16 protein-coding genes are annotated in these 19,764 nt (G+C 63.1%); 6 read left to right on the forward strand and 10 right to left on the reverse strand.

Annotated features, from left to right (window positions below):
- Positions 1–187 precede the first annotated feature (187 nt).
- The 6 genes from FFS35_RS14175 to FFS35_RS14200 all read left to right on the forward strand — a co-directional run bounded on the left by FFS35_RS14175 (position 188) and on the right by FFS35_RS14200 (position 7,720).
- On the forward strand, positions 188–3,043 hold the full coding sequence (locus tag FFS35_RS14175; RefSeq protein WP_137787751.1) for a TonB-dependent receptor: 2,856 nt from the start codon (positions 188–190) through the stop codon (positions 3,041–3,043).
- A 57-nt stretch (positions 3,044–3,100) separates the two neighbouring features.
- A complete protein-coding gene (locus tag FFS35_RS14180) occupies positions 3,101–3,571 on the forward strand; it encodes a cupin domain-containing protein (RefSeq protein ID WP_137787752.1) in 471 nt (156 codons plus the stop codon).
- 32 nt (positions 3,572–3,603) lie between these two features.
- Positions 3,604–4,458, forward strand: coding sequence for an amidohydrolase family protein (locus FFS35_RS14185; RefSeq protein WP_137787753.1), 855 nt, complete (start codon positions 3,604–3,606; stop codon positions 4,456–4,458).
- Between the two features lie 4 nt (positions 4,459–4,462).
- On the forward strand, positions 4,463–5,344 hold the full coding sequence (locus FFS35_RS14190) for a phosphate ABC transporter substrate-binding protein (RefSeq protein WP_137787754.1): 882 nt from the start codon (positions 4,463–4,465) through the stop codon (positions 5,342–5,344).
- A gap of 27 nt (positions 5,345–5,371) precedes the next feature.
- Positions 5,372–6,349 (forward strand): ABC transporter substrate-binding protein, encoded by a 978-nt coding sequence (locus tag FFS35_RS14195; protein WP_137787755.1) that lies wholly within the window; start codon positions 5,372–5,374, stop codon positions 6,347–6,349.
- A 72-nt stretch (positions 6,350–6,421) separates the two neighbouring features.
- Positions 6,422–7,720: a cation:dicarboxylase symporter family transporter gene (locus FFS35_RS14200; RefSeq protein ID WP_137787756.1), complete on the forward strand. Its 1,299-nt coding sequence runs from the start codon at positions 6,422–6,424 to the stop codon at positions 7,718–7,720.
- Positions 7,721–7,749: 29 nt separating this feature from the next.
- Here the strand turns inward: FFS35_RS14200 and FFS35_RS14205 are convergent, their stop codons facing one another.
- From FFS35_RS14205 to FFS35_RS14250, 10 genes are all read right to left on the reverse strand, one after another.
- Positions 7,750–8,292 carry a hypothetical protein gene (locus FFS35_RS14205; protein WP_137787757.1) on the reverse strand — a complete coding sequence of 181 codons (543 nt, stop codon included), beginning with the start codon at positions 8,290–8,292 and terminating at the stop codon, positions 7,750–7,752.
- Between the two features lie 18 nt (positions 8,293–8,310).
- Positions 8,311–9,249 (reverse strand): hypothetical protein, encoded by a 939-nt coding sequence (locus FFS35_RS14210; RefSeq protein WP_137787758.1) that lies wholly within the window; start codon positions 9,247–9,249, stop codon positions 8,311–8,313.
- Positions 9,246–9,839: a cytochrome b gene (locus tag FFS35_RS14215; protein ID WP_137787759.1), complete on the reverse strand. Its 594-nt coding sequence runs from the start codon at positions 9,837–9,839 to the stop codon at positions 9,246–9,248. The genes FFS35_RS14210 and FFS35_RS14215 overlap by 4 nt, the downstream gene beginning before the upstream one ends.
- Before the next feature lie 19 nt (positions 9,840–9,858).
- Positions 9,859–11,499 carry an MFS transporter gene (locus FFS35_RS14220; protein WP_249341661.1) on the reverse strand — a complete coding sequence of 547 codons (1,641 nt, stop codon included), beginning with the start codon at positions 11,497–11,499 and terminating at the stop codon, positions 9,859–9,861.
- Between the two features lie 55 nt (positions 11,500–11,554).
- On the reverse strand, positions 11,555–12,652 hold the full coding sequence (locus FFS35_RS14225; protein WP_137787760.1) for a peptidyl-alpha-hydroxyglycine alpha-amidating lyase family protein: 1,098 nt from the start codon (positions 12,650–12,652) through the stop codon (positions 11,555–11,557).
- 253 nt (positions 12,653–12,905) lie between these two features.
- Positions 12,906–14,198: a LysR substrate-binding domain-containing protein gene (locus FFS35_RS14230; protein WP_171007642.1), complete on the reverse strand. Its 1,293-nt coding sequence runs from the start codon at positions 14,196–14,198 to the stop codon at positions 12,906–12,908.
- A gap of 178 nt (positions 14,199–14,376) precedes the next feature.
- Positions 14,377–15,009 (reverse strand): tyrosine-type recombinase/integrase, encoded by a 633-nt coding sequence (locus FFS35_RS14235; protein ID WP_137787762.1) that lies wholly within the window; start codon positions 15,007–15,009, stop codon positions 14,377–14,379.
- A 208-nt stretch (positions 15,010–15,217) separates the two neighbouring features.
- Positions 15,218–18,499, reverse strand: coding sequence for an LPD7 domain-containing protein (locus FFS35_RS14240; protein WP_137787763.1), 3,282 nt, complete (start codon positions 18,497–18,499; stop codon positions 15,218–15,220).
- Between the two features lie 47 nt (positions 18,500–18,546).
- Entirely contained in the window at positions 18,547–18,849 is a 303-nt protein-coding gene (locus FFS35_RS14245) for a hypothetical protein (RefSeq protein ID WP_137787764.1), read from the reverse strand.
- 381 nt (positions 18,850–19,230) lie between these two features.
- Positions 19,231–19,704, reverse strand: a complete 474-nt coding sequence (locus tag FFS35_RS14250) for a hypothetical protein (protein ID WP_137787765.1) — start codon at positions 19,702–19,704, stop codon at positions 19,231–19,233.
- Positions 19,705–19,764 lie beyond the last annotated feature (60 nt).

A 19,764-nucleotide genomic window follows, 5' to 3' on the forward strand; every position in this document is an offset into this window, starting at 1 on the left:
GAATGCCGCGTTGCGCGTCGGCGAAAGGCGTGGTCGGGATTGCATGCGCGCGCCGCGGCAATCAAGGTTTTGGGACCCGCTGGCATGCTTTTGAATATTTGTTCGAACAGATCGAATTGTACGGATCAACGCAATCGAGCGCATCTGGCCGCAGCCGGGACTAAACCGGAGATGAGGGGATGCCGTGGTGACCAATCGAAATTTCGCATTTTATGCTCTTCTTGCGAGCGGCAGTGCGCTTGCCCTGTCGACTCCTGCTGCTGCGCAGATGACAAAACCCGCGCCCGATGCGAGCGCACCGGCGCCCGACGCGACCGATCCTCAGGATGCCCCGCCCGAGATCGTCGTCACCGGATCGCGCACGATTACCAATGGTAACAACAGCCCGACCCCGGTCACTGTCGTCACCACTGACTCTCTGCAGAATGTGCGCCCGGCGAGCCTGACGGACTCGCTTCTTGTCCTCCCCGTCTTTGCCGGGTCGCGCGGCCTGTCGTCCAATCCCACCGCAACCGGGACGACCGGCGGCGGCAACGGTTCGGCGGCGCAACTCAACCTGCGCAACATCGGGGCGCAGCGCAATCTGGTGCTGATGGACGGCCGCCGCGTGCCGCCGACCTCGTTCACCAACATCGTCGACGCGGACGTCATTCCGCAGTTGCTGGTCAAGCGAGTCGATCTGGTCACCGGCGGCGTGTCGGCGGTTTACGGTTCGGACGCAGTCAGTGGGGTCGTCAACTTCATCACCGACACCACCTTCACTGGTTTCAAGGCGCAAGCGCAGGGCGGCGTGTCCAGCCGCAGCGACGACGGCAGCCACGAATTCGGGCTGGCGTGGGGCGTCAAGATCGGCAGCAACAGCCACTTCGAAATCAGCTACGAATTCCGCGACGACGACGGCATCGGCCGCCGTTCGGACCGCGAATGGTTCAATCGTTCGACTGTCGGCGGCAACGGCACGACGGTCCCTTATTTCCTGATCCCCAATTCGACGCTGCCGGCCAATCCCTTTGGCGGGCGGATTACCTGTGGCGCCGCGTGCGCGCTGAACGGCCAGTATTTCGCTGCCAACGGCGTGCTGTCGCCGTTCGTCAACGGCACGACCTACACCGGGACCACGACGCAAAGCGGCGGCCCCGGCGGCTATTACGATACGTCGCTGAAATCGGCGCTCAACATGCATCAAGTCTATGGCCGGTTCGACAGCGACCTGAGCGACAATGTGCATTTCTACGCCCTCGCCAGCGGCACCTTCAAGACCAACCATTTCTATGGCGAAGATCTGCTGTTCTCGGGCCTGACGCTGAGCAAGACCAACGCCTTCCTGTCGCCGACCTATCAGGCACAGATCCCGGCCGCGACCTTCACTTATGGTCAGTTCTTCAACCAGAATGCGCGGTTGGACGAAAAGGCGGATTCGCGTCAGCTGATGGGGTCGATCGGTTTCAACGGGAAGCTGGGCGGCGCATCGTGGAACGTCAATTACACACGCGGCGAATCGCGCCTAACCACTGTGCTGAAGAACAATCTCAACTACCAGAAACTGTCGGCGGCGCTCGACGCGGTCGTCAATGGCGCGGGGCAGACGGTCTGTTATGCCTCGACTCAGGCAGCGACCGCAGCGGCCTATGCCAATTGCATTCCGCTCAACCTGTTCGGGCCGAGCGCTGCCAACCCGGCTGCGGTTGGCTATATCTTCGATACAACTCGCTCGGTGTCGACCACGCATCAGGATGACTTCAACGCCAGCGTCAGCGGGTCGCTCTTTTCCACCTGGGCGGGTCCGGTCAACGTGGCGCTGTCGGGCGAATTCCGTCGCCAGACCTTCAGCCAGACCAGCGACGGCACGCCGAGCATGACCGCCGATTGCACGAGCTTGCGCTACAATTGCACGACCACCGGGGCGGGCCAGCCGCTGCTGCTCAACACCTTCGCGCCGACCGCGCAGATTTCCGGCAACGTCTGGGAAGTCGCGGGCGAAGTGACCGTGCCGCTGCTCAAGGACGTGTCCTTCTTCCGCAACCTCGAACTAACCGGCGCCGCGCGCTACACCAAGTATAACACCGTCGGTGGCTATGCGACGTGGAAGGCCGGGATCAACTGGGCGCTCGACGACGACCTGCGCTTCCGCGGCACGATCTCGCGCGATATCCGCGCGCCGACGCTGTACGACCTCTTTGCGCCGACTACGGCCAGCTACAGCAATTACACCGACACCAAGCTTGGCACCTCGAGCTTCGTGCCGCAGTTCAACAGCTCGAACAGCAGCCTCACCGCAGAAATCGGGCATACCAAGACATTCGGCGTGGTTTACAAGCCGCACTTCATTCCGGGGCTGAGCTTCGCGGTCGATTATTACAATATCAACATCACCAACGCGATCATCACGCTTCAGGGCACGTCCGCTCAAATCCAGAACGGCTGCAACAATTCTGGCGTCGCTTTGTATTGCAGCCTGATCGTGCGCAACAGTGCGGGTGTGGTGGTCAACTACGTCCAGAAGCCGATCAACATCGCGCAGATCAAGACCGCCGGCGTCGATTTCGAGGTCAACTATGCCAACAGGCTGTTCGGGCGTCCGCTGTCGATCCGTGTCCTTGCCGCCTATCAGCCGCACATCCGTTACATCCAGCCCTCGGTGCCGACAATCGATCAGGGCGGCGTGGCGTTCGGGGCCAATGGCATCACCGCCAGCCCGTCGTGGCGCATCACCGGATCGATCAGCTATCAGTTCACCGATTTCCTGCGCGTCGACATTCTCGAACGCTGGCGCAACACGCTGGCGCTGTCGGGAGACCCCACGGTGACCTTCGCGCCGGGCAGCGGCACGATCAAACCCTATAGCCAGACCTCGATCAACCTGTCGTTCAACGTCAACAAAAGGGCCGAGTTCTTCCTCAACGTGCAGAATTTGTTCGATGCCGATCCGCCGGCGGGCAACCTCACCGGATCGAGCGGAACGCCGGGTCAGCGCAACGGTTTCGCCTCGTCGGACGACGTGGTGGGCCGGTACTATACCGCCGGGTTCAGGGTCAAATTCTAGCCCGATCCTGTTGCGGACAACTCCCGTCGGCGACGCGTCCTTCTGAAGGATAAGATGATGCTCAAGTCTGTTCTGGCCGCTGGCCTCATCGTCGCCGCAGAGGGTGCCCCCGCCTCCGCGCCGGATACCGCACCGGTCTATGCCACCAGGGCCGATATAGAGTTGGTGCAGGCAAAGGCGGCGGCGGCCGTCCTGCCGGGGCATGGCACGTCGAGCAAGCCGCTGATGGCGCTGGGCAGCTATACCGCCAAGCTGGAATATCATGTCGGCCCGAACATCGCCAACGCGCACGGCCAGCAAGCAGAGCTGTTCGAAGTGCGCGAAGGCAGCGGGACGCTGATCACCGGCGGCACGATCGTGAAGACCGCAGCGGGCTCGACGATCGTCGGCGGCACGGCGCGCCATGTCGGCGCCGGCGATTTCTTCATCGTGCCCGAAGGCTTGCCGCACTGGTTCAGCCAGGTCGACGGCCATCTCGTGATGATCTCGGTTATGTTGCCGCGCCCCGCCGCAGCTCCCGCCAACTGACCGTCGCCCAAGACATTTCGTGAAAGAGTAAAATGACCTCCAAGTTCGTCGATATCCATCCACACGTCGTCTCGACCGATTTCGAGAAATATCCGCTCGCGCCACTGTTCGGAAAGCAGTCGGGCTGGTCGAAGGATCGCCCGCTGTCGATCGAGCAGTTCATCGCGGCGATGGACGAAGCGGGGGTCGACAAGGCGGCGATCGTCCAGGCCTCGACCTGCTATGGTTATGACATGTCATATGTGTGCGATGCCGCCGCGCAACATCCGGGGCGCTTCACCGTGGTGGGATCGGTCGACTTCCTGTCCCCCGACGCGCCGGAGAAAATCCGCTACTGGATGACGCGCGGCCTTACCGGGCTGCGCCTGTTTACGGGCGGATCGACCGCGGCCTTCGACCCGAGCTGGATCGACGACGAGCGATCCTACCCGGCATGGGAACTGGCGGCAGAGCTCGGCGTGTCGGTTTGCCTGCAGACCGACGCGAGCGGTCTGGCGCAAGTCGCCGGGCTGGCGAAGCGATTCCCTACGGCAAAGATTCTGATCGACCATTTCGGCCGCCCCGACCTCAGCGACGGCCCGCCGTATGAAAAGGCGGCGGCGCATTTCGCGCTCGCGCCATACGAGAACATCTATTTCAAGCTGACCCCGCGCACCTTCATCGACGACCTGAAGGGCGCAGCCAGCGCCGAAACGCTGTTCCCGCGCCTCGTCGCCGAATTCGGCGCGCAGCGGCTGGCATGGGGATCGAACTTCCCGGCCTCGACCGGCTCGCTCGGCGACAATCTGGATCGCGCTAAGCAGTGCCTGAGCGTGCTGTCGGCGGAGGATCAGGACTGGATCTTCGCGAAGACCGCGCAATCGCTATACCCCGCGCTCAAGGACTGAGGCGATGACGCTCACGCTCGCCACCAACCTGGCCGATTATCCCAGCACGCTGGCGCTCAAGGAAGGGCGTGTATCGTCGGACTTGGTCGCACTCGATTTTCAGGGGCCCAAGGCCGCGTCGAGCGGCTTCAAGGACATGATCCGCCGCGACAAATATCAGGTGGGCGAACTGGCGATCGTCACCTTCCTGCAGGCCAAAATCTACGACAAGCCCTATGTGATGCTGCCGTTCGCGGTGTCCGGCCGCACGCAGCATCACTGCATCGCGTATAACCGCGATCGCGGCGTCATCGGTCCCAAGGATATCGAGGGCAAAAAGGTCGGCGTGCGGACCTATGCCCAGACCACCGGGCTGTGGGTGCGCGGCATTCTGCAGCACGATTACGGCGTCGATCTGGACACGGTCGAATGGCTGACGGTCGCCGACGGGCATTTGCCCGAATATCACGATCCCGCGAACTGCACGCGGCTACCCGACGGTGCGAACCTGGCGCAAATGCTGTTCGACGGCGAGATCGCCGCGGCGCTGATGGGCAATGAAATGCCCAAGGAGGATCCGCGGATCGCGACGCTGATCCCCGACGCGATGGAGGAAGGCGCGCGCTGGGCGAAGCGCGAAGGCTATATTCCGATCAATCACATGTTCGTCGTCCACAAGGACGTCGCCGCCAATCCGGATGTCGTGCGCGAGATTTTCCGCATGCTGAGCGACTCGCGCGCCGCCGCGCCCGACAGCGTGCTTGCGAAACTGCCGCCAGTCGGCCTCGAAGCGAACCGCAAGGGCATCCAAGCGGCGATCGATCTGGCGCTCGAACAGAAGATCATTCCGCGGCGCCTGAGCGTCGACGAACTGTTCGAGGGTGTGCCCGACGACCTGCTGGCCTGAACGAACGCGAGCTTCGAAGGAAATACCATGGCCGATACGGGCGTAAAGCTGACCATTGCCGTCGCCGATTATCCGCACACCGCGGCGGTGCGAGACGGATCGATCCCGATCGAGGGGGTCGACGCCGAGATTGTCACGGTCAAGCCGCAGATCGGCGCGTTCCGGCGGATGGTGCGCAATCTGGAGTTCGACGTCTGCGAACTCGCGCCGACCACCTACATCATCGCCCGCGCTTATGGCATTCCGATCACCGCGCTGCCGATTTTCGTGATGCGTAATTTCCATCATCGCGGGCTGCTGGTGCGACCCGATGCGGGAATCCGCACGCCGAAGGATCTGGAAGGCAAGAAGGTCGGCGTCCGCGCCTACTCGGTGACGACGGGCGTATGGACCCGGCAAATCCTGATCGATGACTATGGCGTCGATGCCTCGAATATCACCTGGGTTGTGGATGACGAGGAGCATGTCACGCAGATGCCGCTTCCCGCGAATGTGATCCACGCCCCGGCCGGCCGCTCGCTGGCGGACATGATGGCGGCGGGCGAACTTGCCGCGGGGTTTGCCGCCAATGCCGGCGTCGGTCGTTCGGGCGCGCCCACCGGCGGCGAGTGGAAGGTCGAAGAGGCCAGTTATCCAGAACTGTTCCCAGACTTTCAGGAACTCGAGGCTGACTGGTTCAAGCGCACCGGCATCTGGCCGATGCACGGAACAATCGTCGTCAAGGATTCGGTGCTCAAGGAACACCCGTGGGTCGCGCGATCGTTGTTCGAGGCGTTCTCGCAGGCCAAGGACGACTGGCTGGCGGCGCTCGATACCAGTGACCTCAGCGTGGCGACCGACAAGCGCTACAGCGCGGTCCGGTCGATTATCGGCCCCGATCCGCTGCCGTACGGTTTGGTGGCGAATCTGCCGACGATCCGCGCCCTGGAGGAAACCGCATTCAAGCAGCAACTGACCCCGCGGCGGATGTCGATCGACGAGCTGTTCGTCGATCCACAGGCTTGACCGGCCGTCGAAAAACGCGCCCGACTGGCACCGGGCCGCGGCCATAAAACAGATTTCAGGTGGGGACGAACGATGACTGATCTGCCGCAGGCGACCGAACCGTTCGACGCGCATCCGCGCCCTGCACGCCCGATCTGGAAGCAGCTGTGGCTGTGGGTGCTTGCCGCGATGATCATCGGCGTCGTGCTCGGCATTGCCGCGCCTCAGACCGCGGTCGCGATGCAGCCGCTGGGTCAGGCGTTCATCAAGCTCATCTCTATGGTGATCGCGCCGCTGATCTTCTGCACGATCGTCAGCGGCATCGCCAACATGGCGGACATGGCGCGGGTCGGGCGGATCGCGGGCAAGGCACTGGTCATCTTCTACCTGATGACGCTGTTGGCGATCACCGTGGCGTTGGTGTCGGCCAATCTGCTTCAGCCCGGCGTGGGGATGAACATCAATCCCGCGGCGCTGAAGAGCGGCGCGGAGCTGGGCGACTATCTGCAAAAGGCCGAGCAGGTGACGCCCGCCGGCTTCCTGCTCAACATCATCCCCAAGACGTTCGTCGGCGCGTTTGTCGAGGGCAACGTGCTTCAGGTGCTGTTCCTCGCCGTGCTGTCGGGGTTCGCGCTGATCTGGCTCGGCAAGCGCGCGCAGCCATTGCTCGACGTGCTCGATACCGGGCTGCAGATGATCTTTCGCATCGTCGCGATGATCATGTGGGTCGCACCGATTGGCGCATTCGGGGCGATCGCCTTTACCGTCGGCAAGTTCGGGGTCGGCTCGCTCGCCTCGCTGGGAACGCTGATCGGCGAGTTTTACCTCGTCTGCATTATCTTCATTTTGCTGGCTGCCGCCCCGATCGCGTGGTGGTGCGGATTCAATCTGCTCAAGTTTGTCCGCTACTTTCGCGACGAATTGCTGATCAGCATTGCGACCACCTCGTCCGAAACGGTCCTGCCGCGCATCATGACCAAACTGAACGCGCTCGGCTGCGAAAAGGGGCTGGTCGGCTTCGTCGTGCCGGCGGGCTATTCGTTCAACCTAACGGGGGCCTGCCTCTATCTCGGCATGACGACGATCTTCCTGGCACAGGCGACCAACACCCACCTCACCTTCGTGCACCAGCTCGGGCTGCTATTGCTGATGACCGTCACGTCGAAGGGCGCTGCGGGTATTCCGGGCGCAGCCTTCGTCGTGCTCGCTGCGACGATCGAGATGGATCACTCGATCCCGCTCAGCAGCGTGGCGATGATGCTCGGCATCCACCGCCTGATGTCGCAAGGCTTCACCCCGACCTTCGTCATCACCAACACGATCGCGGCGATGGGCATCGCCAGGTGGGACAAGGCGCTGGATACCGAGAAGATGCGGGCCGAACTGGGTTAGCCCTAGCCACGGCCTTTCGCCGCCGGGTCTTATTTCCCTTTTTCATACCCGGGGTTCACGCGGACGACCATGTAGGTGACGTGCCCGTCGAGCTTGACGAAGCCATGCACCACGTTGGGTGGGATCATCACGACGTCCCCGGCCTCGACGCGACGAGTGGTGCCGCCAGCAACGCTGACGCCCTTCAGGCTCGGGCCGATGCTCGCCGGGTTGCTCGGCTTGCCGTCCTTCATCATCGGCTGCGGTTTGACCAGCGTCCCGCCCGTCGCGAAGTCGCCGCCGCCTTCCAGAATATAATAGATTTCGGTGACCTTCTTGTGGAGCACCGGCCCCTCGTCGGGCGTGTCGCGGCGCAAGACATCGACGTTGACGCGGTCGTCGCCCGCGCGCACCGCGCCGACTGCGCCCATCCCGCTGCCGCCAGCGCGTGCCGCCAGCACCTTCGCGAAATCGCCCTTGCCGATGAACACCGCGTCGCGCTGAGCCTCGAGCGCCTTGCTCTGGGTCGGCGCTGCGCTGGGGATCGCGATCAGGCCCGCGGCGAGGGCCAAGGCAGCTACTGTCTTCTTCATGGCGTCGCGTCCTTCGTGTCAGAAATTGGGAGTGTTAGGCGAGCGGTCGTAGGCGTCCTTCAGCGTCGCCATCCAGGGATACCATTCGCGCCAGTGATCCTTCAGCCCGTCGCCATCGACGCGTTTGAACTCGATCCGGTAATAATGGATCGGCACGCTGCCGGTGTTGCGCGTGACGGTGGCCGTGCGCGAACCGGTTGTCGCGCATTTCAGCGTGTCGAACCCGGGCAATGGCGGGCTGACATTGCTGCCCTTGCCCAGCGGGACGCGCGTGTCGGCCGCGTCGAAGGCGAACACCGCGGGATAGGGGCTCGCGGCACTGCGTTGAGTTTCGCCCGGCCGGATCAGCACTTCCACCAGCCGCACATGGTCGTCCTCGAACAACAGCCGCGTGCGGTCGGGGCCGGTGATTGTGTAGCGATACCAGTCCTTCCAGTTTGCCCGTAGGCCCGCTCCGTCGATGCGCAGGAATTCGAGCCTTAGGAAATGGTGCGGAAAGCTGTCGAGATTGCTTTCATGGTGCGGATATTGTGGGCCGGCCGCGCGGCAGATCGGATAGACTGCGCCCTCGGGCGGCTTGCTCAGCACCGAGATCATGTTGCGCTTGGGATCCATCGGGGTGTTGGTGCTCTTGGGCACCGGCGCATCGACTGCGAACACCGACGGATAGGGGTGCCCGTGCATATTGCCTTTGACACCGGGGAAATAGGCGACTTCGACCAGCCGCACATGCGCATCGACGTAGCGGACGTGATGCACTTCCGGCGCAGCCACCGCAGCTTCAGTTTCGTCAGCGAACGGGTAGCCGGCAGGCCACTCCCCAGGGTTCAGCGTGCGCGGACCGGCGACCGGCTTGTACCCTTCGCCCGCCGGTAAGGTCTGCGCCAGCGAGCCGCTGAGCGCCGTCGCGCAGGCGATAGCCGCGAGCGCGATCAGGATTTTCGGCTTGCTGTTCATATCTCGGCCTCGGGCTTGTCGCGAGCGAACCACATGCGCGCGAATTGCGAATGGCGATCGACGAACTGATGCTTCAGCGCCCCTGCGAAATGCGCGACCAGCAAGACGACGAAAATCCACGCGCCCAGCCAATGCAAATCGACTGCCCGGTCATGCGCGACGATCTTGTCGGGCAGCGGCAACGCGGAAACGAACCATAATTTGGGAAGCGGCGTGAGCAGGAACAACGATGCGCCCGCGACCTTGCGCGTGCTGGCGGAGCTGATCGCCCACCCGACAAGCGGCATCGCGATCATCATGAAATAGAGCCCGCCATGGACCGCCGTCGCCAATCCCCGTTCCAATCGCGTCAACGTGTCGTCCAGCGGCGGCGGCCGGTGCGTGAGCCGCCAGCCGATCCGCACCAGCGTCAACGTCAGCACGGTCAGGCCGATCGTGGCGTGAACGCTGACCACGACATGCTTGAGCTCGCCCTTGGGCAACTCCTCCATCACCCAGCCGATCGCCAGATTGGACAGGATGCACAAAGCGATCGCCCAGTGCAGCAGGACTGCAACGGTGGAATAGCGCTGGTCGGTGGTCAGGCGCATGTCTCAATCCTTGTCGGCGTCAGAAGTCGAGCGAACGCCCGCGCGTTTCGGGCAGAAACAGCAATGTCGCTACAAAGCTGATCGCGGTGAACACGAACGGGTACCAAAGTCCCGCGAACATATCCCCGGTGCTGGCCACGATCGCGAACACGGTGAACGGCAGGAAGCCGCCGACCCAGCCGACGCCGACGTGATACGGCACCGACAGCGCAGTGTAGCGGATGCGCGTGGGAAACAGCTCGATCGCTGCGGTCGATAGCGGGCCGTAGAGCAGCGCCGCGCTGACACCGAAGATCAGCATCAGGCCGAACAGAGCGAGGCGATCGACCGCCGCCGAGTCGGCTCTGTCGGGATAGCCCGCACTCGCCAGCGCGACTTTGGCACGAGCCCCGAACGCCGCTGCGACGGCTTTCGCATCGGGCGCGGACAGCCCGATCGCGTCAACCGATGGTACAATAGTCGATCCGATCGCCACATGCGCGACCGCACCCGCCGGCGCGTCGCGGCGCGTATAGGGGACGCCGGCATTGGCCAAGAATCCGGTGGCGATGTTGCACGACGAGCGGAACTGGCCCTTGCCGATCGGATCGAACTGCGTTGCGCAATCCAGCGGATCCGCAGACACCACGACCGGGCTGGCCTTCGCAGCGGCGGCCAGCGCGGGGTTGGCGACGCTTTGCATCGCGTGGAACGCCGGGAAATAGGCGACGAGCGAGATCAGCATTCCGGCCAGCATCACCGGCTTGCGCCCGATGCGATCGGACAGGCAGCCGGCAACCACGAAGACCGGCGCGCTGAGCGCAACGACCGCCATCAGCAGTCCGACGGTGATCGCCGGATCGAGCTTGAGCGATTTTTCGAGGAAAACCTGCACGTAGAAGAACGCGGTGTAGAAGACGGCGCCTTGCGCGCACATCATGCTGAAGAACGCGAGGAAAACGAGCTTCAGGTTTTTCCAGCTGCCGAACGTCTCGGCATAGACCGACTTGGCGGGGCCCTTCTCCTCACCTTCCAGCTTAGCGAACAACGGGCTTTCGGTCATCTTCAGGCGCATGAAGACCGAGATCGCCAGCAACCCGGCCGACGCCAGGAAGCACAGTCGCCAGCCCCATTCCTCGAACGCGGCGCTGCCCAGCAACGTGCGCAGAAACAGTACCATCAACAGCGCCACCAGCAAACCGATCGGCGCCGATGTCTGCACGAACGCGCCCAGATAGCCGCGCGATTTGGCCGGCGCATGCTCGGCGACCGAGATCGCCGCGCCGCCATACACTCCACCCAGCGCGGTTCCCTGAACGATGCGCGCCAGAACGACCAGCACCGATGCGGTCACGCCCAACTGCTTATAGGTCGGCAGCAGGCCTATCGCGAAGGTCGCCGCACCCATCATCAACACCGTGATCAGGAACGCGCTCTTGCGCCCGACCTGATCGCCCAGCCGGCCAAAGATGAGCGCGCCCAGCGGCCGGAACGCGAACCCCGTGCCGAACAACGCCAGCGCCGCAATATATCCCGCGGTGGGCGGAAGGCCTGCGAAGAACTGCGCCGAAATGACCGGCGCCAGCGTTCCGAAGATGTAGAAATCATACCATTCGAAGGCGCTGGCGGCGGCCGACGCGCCGACCACCAATCCCATGCTCGAACCTTTGGGCTCAGCCACCGCGTCGATCCCCTGTACCAATTACAATCCTTCCCCTGCCCTTGGGCGGCTCAAATCACCGGGTACGCAGGGTCAGTTTTTGCACGCGCCAGTTCAGCACCTCGGCGACGAACAGTTGATTTTCGGTCGGGCAGGCGAGTTCGTGCGCCCAGCCAAACTGCTTCAATTGCTTGCCCGCGCCGCCGAGCCAGCCCAGCACCTTGCCGTCGAGGCTCAGTTTATAGATCCGCCCCGGCCAGGCGTCGGCGACAAACAATGTCTGGGGACCCGCGCTTTTGGGCGTGATGCAGATCGCCCACGGCGCGCCGGGCAGCATATAGCCCGGACTGGCATCGGTGGGGCGATTGCCGATCGCGACCGGCGCGTCGTCGGGGAAGGGCACGCGGATCGTGATGATGTTGAGCAGCTTGCCCTCGGTGTCGAACACCTGAATCCGGCGATTGCCGCGGTCGGCGACGTAAACACGGTCCTGCGCATCGACCGCGATCGAGTGCGGCTGATTGAACTGGCCCGGCTGCGACCCGAACGAGCCCCATGATTTGAGCCAGCGCCCGTCCGGCGCCACCTTGGCGACGCGCGAATTGACATAGCCGTCGGAGATATAGGTGTTGCCCTTACTGTCCCACGCCATGTCGGTGACCTGGCGGAAATATCCGTCGATCGGGGGCAGCGGCGGGTCGGCGCGTTCGTACGTCTTGGACTGGACCGAGGTCGCTTCGATCTTGCGCCCGATCACCATCTTGACCTTGCCGCTGGGATCGAACTTGACGACCGTGTCGGAGCCCTTGTCGGCGGTCCAGATATTGCCGAACGGATCGATCCGTACGGCATGGGCGAACGACCAAGCATAGAGGTTCTTGCCGATTTCGCGGATGAATTTGCCGCTGGCGTCGAATTCCAGCAGTTGCGCGGCGGCGGCGCTATAAGCCGGTCCCGATGTATTGCCGCGATGGAAGACGAAGACATGCCCGGCCTTGTTGACCGCGACGCCGGCAACTTCGCCCAGGTTCATCCCCGACGGCATCTGCAGGAAATCGACCGAGTCGAACTTGATTTCGGGGACGGGTTGATCGGGCGAGGGCCGTGCGGCGGTGGCCGTCGCGATCAGCGGCAAGGCGACGACGGCCAGCAAGGCTTTCCGGATGTCGATCATCGGGCGTGGCTCGTGACGAGCGATTTGGCGCCGGAAAGACTCTTGTGCTCGGGGGCAACGGACACGGTCGGCTCATCCTCTCGGTTGGCGGGTCGTGTTGCCCGCTTTGCGCTCGTCGGGGAGAAGACCTCCTGTCAGCTATCCTGCACCGGACGACCTGCGACGACGCTACGTCCTCTATTCGGGCCGGGCCCGCGAAGCAAAATTCGAACTCACCGCGCCAGCATAAGTTCGGGCGCGGATTCGCATCGGTTTAGATGCGCGCCCTCACGCTGTCGGGCATGGCCGCGCCTTCGATTTCGGACGATTCCATCACGCAGCGGGCGAAGGCCGTCTGCAACTTGGTGGGGAGCCATCCGCGCCGGGTGGTGATGGCGATGCTCGAATCGACTTGCAGCGGCCCGAAGTCGAGACCCTCCAACCGCCCGCCGAGCTGCTGATCGAGCAGCAGTTCTGATCGAGTTAGGATCGCGATCGCGTCGCTGTTCGCCAGCAGCGTCAGGATCGTGACGATCGAATGCGTTTCGACCCGGCCGATCGGCTTGGGCATATTGGCAAAGAGCTGGTCGAACGCCTCGCGGCGGACCGCGCCGGGCGAGGACAGGACCCAGTCATATTGCGCCAGGTCGGCCTTGCGCACGACGGGCCGCGCGGTGAGCGGATGTCCCCGGCGCACCGCGAGCAGGAACGGATCTGACGTGATCACCTGTTCGACGACATTGTCCGTGGGCGACGGGCGGTTTTGCAGCCCCACCACGAAGTCGATCGCGCCACGCTTCAGGCGATCGAGCAGCACGTCGTAACTTGCGTTCATCACCGAAACGCTGGCCTGAGGGTGCGTCTGTGTGAAGCGCTGGAGCACGGTGGTCAGCAATTGATTGCCCGCCAGCATCATCGCCCCGGCGAGGATTCGCCCGTTCTCGATGCCGAACCCGGCATTGACCTCCTCGCGCGCGGATTCGAGTTCGCGCATCGCGAGCCTCAGCCGCGCGGCCAAAATCTTGCCCTGGACGTTTGTACTGATCCCGTACGGGTCGCGGTCGAAGAGCTTGACCTCGAGCTCCGCCTCGAGCGTCGCCACTGTCTTGCGCAAGGTCGCTTCGCGTTGGTGCAACAGCTTGGCGGCGCGCGGGATAGATCCGAGTTCGTCGATAACGAGCAACGCGGTGGTTAGCGGTCGCGACAGGCGATGAACGATCACAACGACCTGTGGTCCGGTCCAGCCGTGATCGGCACCGCACTCGAGCACTGCTCCACGGACTTCGGCGAAGTATCGGCGCACCCGATTGTGGACGATGAGCCCGGCATCGGTCAGCGTCAGGCCCGAGCGCTGCCGAATGAATAACGGCACGCCAAACGAGGCCTCAAGATTGGCAATCGCCTGCGTCACTGCTGGTTGTGATCGGGCGAGATCGGCGGCGCCGCGAGAGATGCTCCGCGATTCCGCGGCGGAGGAAAAGGCACGCAATTGCGACGCGCTCGGCACGCCCGCGTAGGGGAATCCTTGATCGCTCGCCCAGCTCAACGCTCGAAGTGCTTCGTCCACGGCGTGCGCTACCTCCAAGGCGCCGGCGTCGGTTCAGATGCGAACTAAGTCAAGACTGATCGGTCCCGCTTCCCCTGTCTGGTCTTGGTAAGATATTTGTCGGGGTTAATTGCCGCATTGGGCGCAATGCCGCCTGTGACGAGGGCGGCCCATCCGCTTACGGACGGACCGTCCCCAGTCAGATTTCCGTTCGCTCAGCTAAGAGCAGTGCGTCCTCAATATCGACGCCGAGATACCTAACCGTATTTTCGATCTTGGTGTGCCCGAGCAAGATCTGAATTGCCCTGAGATTGCCAGTGGCCTTGTAGATCATAGAGGCTTTCGTGCGGCGCATCGAATGCGTGCCGTACTCGGCACGCCTCAGCCCAATGGCAGTTACCCACTCGTCGACCAATCGAGCATATTGCCTCGTGCTCAAATGGCCAGAGTGATCGACCCGGCTGGGAAACGCATAGTCGTCAACCGTGCCGCCGCGGCGCTCAAACCAGGTTAGGAGGCTCGACCGAACATCCGCAGTAAGTTCAAATTGGACAGGCCGCCCTGTCTTCTGTTGGATGACAATCGCGCGAGTTCGGATTTCAGCGCCTGAAACCAGTTCGCCGATCCTGATTTTGACTAAGTCGCAGCCCCGCAACTTGCTGTCGATCGCGAGGTCAAACAGTGCTCGGTCGCGAAGCCGTCCTTCACGCTCAAGAAAGAAGCGAACGGCCCAAATCTGCTTCTGTGTCAGCGGTCGTTTGGTGCCGACCGTCTTTCCGGCGTTCCACGCCGGTCGCGCCAGCATCGCAGGATCGTACCTTGAATATCCCATCGTCGTTCTCCTCAGCCAAGATGGCCGCAGAGAAGGTCGCGCGAATGTCTTTGAAACTTGGACTAGCTGGCAACGACCGCTTCCGACCCATTTACTGCCGTTCGCGGTTTACCTGAGCGAACGACGGCTTTTGGAGTTACGGTTGGCTGCCCCGAACGACAGCTATTGGGGCGCATTGACGACATCGATTGGCGCGTACCCCGGGGGATCATCGTTTCTGGCCGTCACGAGACGACGAACCCGCCCCTTGGCCGCGGGGCGTCCCGCGTCCACGACCACGGGCAGGCTTCGAAGAGGTCGCTCTAGATCGCTCGGCCGGTGGCTTACGCGGGAGCGAGCGTGCAAACTCCGGCGCCTTTGTTTCGACCTGCTTCATGAGCATGGCGAGGACGGTAGCACCAGCATCATCTTCGCGAGCGGCCCGCAGGTAAGCCGCGACCATCGGCAACGGATGCAGCGGCGTCTCTGCGGGCGGCGCGCCCCGTGTCGCTTCCCGAACCGCAACAACTGCGTCCGGATCGCGCATCATCGCGGCAATGTGGTGGCGTTCGTCATCGGTCGCCCTGCGCGGTATACCAGCGCTGACATGTGCCCTGTTGGTCAAGTCAACGCTGACCTCGATCGCGATCTCACCGCGATGGATTTTCCCGAGCACGGCAACATCGCGTTCGCATTGCAGCCGCCATTCGACCTCGAGGCGCACTTGGACATCGGGATATAGTAACGCGACATGATTATGGTGCGTCGCGTCCAGAACGTCGGGATCGGCAAGTCCGATGAACCCGTCAGCATCACGCGTAAGCCTGACCCGCGTAAAGTCGATACGGCGCAGGTCGTCTTCGATCCACTCCAGCGGCGCCATAGCGCCCGGATCATGCCCGACCGAACTCGCATGCGTAAAATCCAGATGGCCTCGCGATTGGATGACCCTGCCCAGCGGGTCGCCATCTGGCTCGGCGCTGCGCAGCATCGCCAGCAACGCGGCATCCTGATGCCTCGCCTGCTCCAGCATCCGCGCAAATTCCGGGTCGTAGCGCAGGGCCGCTGTTTCCTGGCGGTCGCGCCAATCGGTATCGCGCGCATAGGGCGACCGGGCGGCGCCCGCGCGCGCTGCTTCACGCAACAGCAGTCGCGCGATGTGTCGTGGCGGCGACAGCGGATCCCCTGCCCTTGCGCGTAACGCCGCGGCTCGATCATCACGAGCCTGCTTCGCCAACTTCGCCTGCTGGCGGTCGGCCCATTCGCGATAACGCCGGTCGACATCGCGCGCGGTTACTCGATCGGGATCGTCGACAGCCTGGGTCGGAACCTGCTTCGGCAACGGCGCGAACTGCACCATTTCCGCCAACTTCGGATCGCTCAGTCGTTGGCCGGGCCACAACGGCAGCCGTTCGAGGTCGGCGAGTTCTCGTGTTTCGATCGCAGGCTCGAATGGGGCCGCAATTTCCTGAAGTAGGGACACATACCGCCGCGCGGCGCGACGCAATTCGATGGCGAAGGCAAATTGCTGGCTTTCGAGCTCGGCCAGTTCCCGCTTGAGTTCGGGCGAGACGTAAATTGTGTAGGCGCTGGCATCCACCTTCCCGCGAGGAACAGACGGGTCGTCGCGCAGGGCCAACCAGGCGGCGAACTCTGGCGCATAGTCTTTCAACACATCATGCGTGGAAACCGCCGGCATTTCCGCGGATGGCGCCTGATCGATAGCGGGCGATGCCTGATGCGCTTCGATCGCGTCTAATTGCCCGGCCAGATCGCGATTATTCTGCAAGCGGAGCATACGCTCCTGGAGTTCCGGGTTGGTGATCGTGATGCCTTCCTCGACCGCAAGGCGCGCGACCCGATCGAGAAAACGATCGTCACCGATCGCGGCAACCGATCCCCATTTTGACTGGGCGAGGCGTAGGGCCTGGCGGAGCGCCGCATCGTCCTTGGTATGGATATTGATGCGGTCGCGGTGCTCGCTGAACGCCAGCGTCCGCCCGGCATAATAATCGCGGCGACCATCGGACTCGACGATGTCGTAGCCTTCCAGATCCGGCGAAACCGCTGGCGGCTTGGCCGGCAAGATCGTGCTGATCAACATGCCGACCGGCTCGTCGGCAACTTCGTCCGCTTCTGTCCGACGCCGAGCGTTCAGCGCCGCGCGCTTGCGGCGCAGGTTTACGCGCTGCTGCAACTCCAACAGCTCGATCGACTGCTTGAGCGAAGTGACTTCTGCGCTTGCGCGCTGCCGCACCTCGTTGAGCGCCTCAGTATCGGCGAGCGGATCGTCCGCGACGAGATCGCGGTATCGATCGCCGACGATCGTTCGCGCGTGTGCGGCGCTGGCGTCCAGCACAGCTTTCGAGTGTCGTAGCGCTGCAAGCGCCCGCCGCTTTTCCGCGGCCTCATGTAACTTCGGAATGAGGCGATCCTCGAACGGCGCGAAAGCAATAGCAGGCGCCGCTTCTTCGAACTCGCCCAGCCGCGCCAGCATCTTGGCGGCGGACGCGCCACCCCAGGCGGTGCTGGCAGCAATTCTGCGATCACCACAGACGATGACGGCGCCCGAATTGAGCATCTCATAGCGCATGCCTTCCGTCGCAAGGTCCCGATGCACGGAAGTCCAGTCCCGGGCTTCACGGAAGATCGGCGCCGCCATCTTGATAACCCGTCGTTGCAGACTCTCGATACCGGTGCGCCGCTCGAAATCTCGCGCGGCCGCCGATATCTTGCGCTCGATCTTCTGCTCGGCGCGCCATTGCCGGATCTTGCTCCGGTCGGCGTTCGACGCACACGGCATCATATCGGCATCGCGCACTTTGGTGCCGGTTTCGCGATCATAGCAGCCGGTATCGTCGGCCCGATACAAGGCATTGTCCTGCGGCACCCAGCCCTGTCGATGTTCGATGATCGCGATCGCCTGGTGCAGCGTTTCGATCGACCGCTCGATATCGCGACCGATAGCGACGCGCTCGCCGGTGACCGGATCGACGCGATTGAGGGCGATGTGCAGGTGGTCATTTTGAGTATCGCCGTGCAGCACAGCATAAGCCTGATGACGCGACATCCCCGTGACCGCGAGAACGATGTCGAGCACCTCCTCGATCTGGTCGGGCGTCGGGTGCTCGCCTTCGGGCCACGACACGACGATATGCTCGATCGGATCCTCGCTGCCGGGCGCTATGCCGGCGACGACCGCCATTTCGAACTGGACGTCAGCGATATCGGTCGAGAGCAGGTTACGCGAGACGATCTGGACGACCCGCTCGCCTTGGGCGATCTCGCGGGCTGCTTCGATATCCGCCGCCGTCACCTCGTCGCTCGGCTTGATGCTCCCAATGTAGCGAACGACATGGTTCTTGGCCGCTTCGATCGCCGCTAGTTCGTCGAGACGGGCTTTGGTCGGGGAAATGAGATACATCGTCAGCGCGACGATGTGCCCGCCGACCGCTTCGCTGGTCACGCGGTGGATGGCCAACTCGATCCCCGCCTGCCGCGCCCTTTTCATCGCCGCGCGGCGCTTTTTGCGGTTATCGTACGAGATCCATGAGATGATCACGCGAGACTGTGACGAACCGCAGCGATCAACTCGCGGGTGACATCGACCAAGCCCTGCAACTCAACGTTGTCGATCGGCACACCGTCGGCGAGCGCCGCGCGCAGATGGTGAACCAGAGCAAGATGATCGCGCAGGATAGCGGTAACAGGCACTTCATCGGGCAGCCGCCCGAACACGCAGCGCTCGAGCATCTCGCTCTGTGTCACGCCAGCTGCCGCACACCGTTCGGCAAAGGCTTTTTTCCGCTCTTCGTCGACCTTCAACGACAAGGTATATTGCCGCGGTCGAGTCCCCTTCACGGCCATGGCCGCACCGGATTTAAGGAGCCCTGCGACGCAAATCCGCCCTCCGCTCGGTATACCGAGCACATCCTGTAAAAAATGAAGGCTACCCTCTGGGTAGCGGCAGTTCCGGCAGCGGTGTCGGCGACAGCGCCGTCCGCGCTACCGCCGGCGCTACAGGAGAATATGCCATCGACACGACCAACGGGAGTGTCGACGCCAAAGGCATAGGTTCGGCTGTCAGCCCTGGTGGCGGCCGCGCTGACGCCCTTACCGGCCGTCGTGCGACGGACGCCGTTGCCAACGCTCACCATCAACCAGCTCGCGGCAGTCGAGCCCGAAAATGCAGCGACAATTGCAACGACAGAAGCAGGCACGGTTCGCGCGACCGCGCGTCGATTAATCCTCGGCATCATCGTCGTCGTCATCGGGGCCACCGAGGATCCATTCGATCTTGCCCGGCCCCCAATCGTTAGCGCCGCCGAACTCTCCGATCATTTCGACCTCGTGGCCCTCCTCATAGGCCGAGCCCGCGATTACGAGGCTCGGGAACTCGGCCGCCAGCGCCTGGAAAATCGGGGTCGGAAAATCCCATGCCGTCGTAAACTGGAACCAGACATTGTGCTCCTCGAACCGGTAATCGAGATCGATCGCGCTCCAAACGACGCCCCAATTGTCGATGGCCCAGTCGCGAAAGTTCGTAGCGGCAGCGGTGGCGGGCATGTGGATGATATGGTTGAAGTCGAACATGAGCTCGGTACGCGGCAGCGCATTGTCCGCTTCGACGACTGGCCGGAACATGCGGTCGGTGAAGCGTTTGAGTTCCGCCGGATCGCCGGTAACGTTGAAGCCGGCAAAGAAAAAATTTGGCAAAGGACCTGTCCTATTCTTGAATGGGGTTTGATGGTGTTCGGGTGTCCGCGGCGCGCGGAC

It is taken from the genome of Sphingomonas sp. 3P27F8 (genome assembly GCF_005502745.1).
Taxonomy (GTDB): domain Bacteria; phylum Pseudomonadota; class Alphaproteobacteria; order Sphingomonadales; family Sphingomonadaceae; genus Sphingomonas.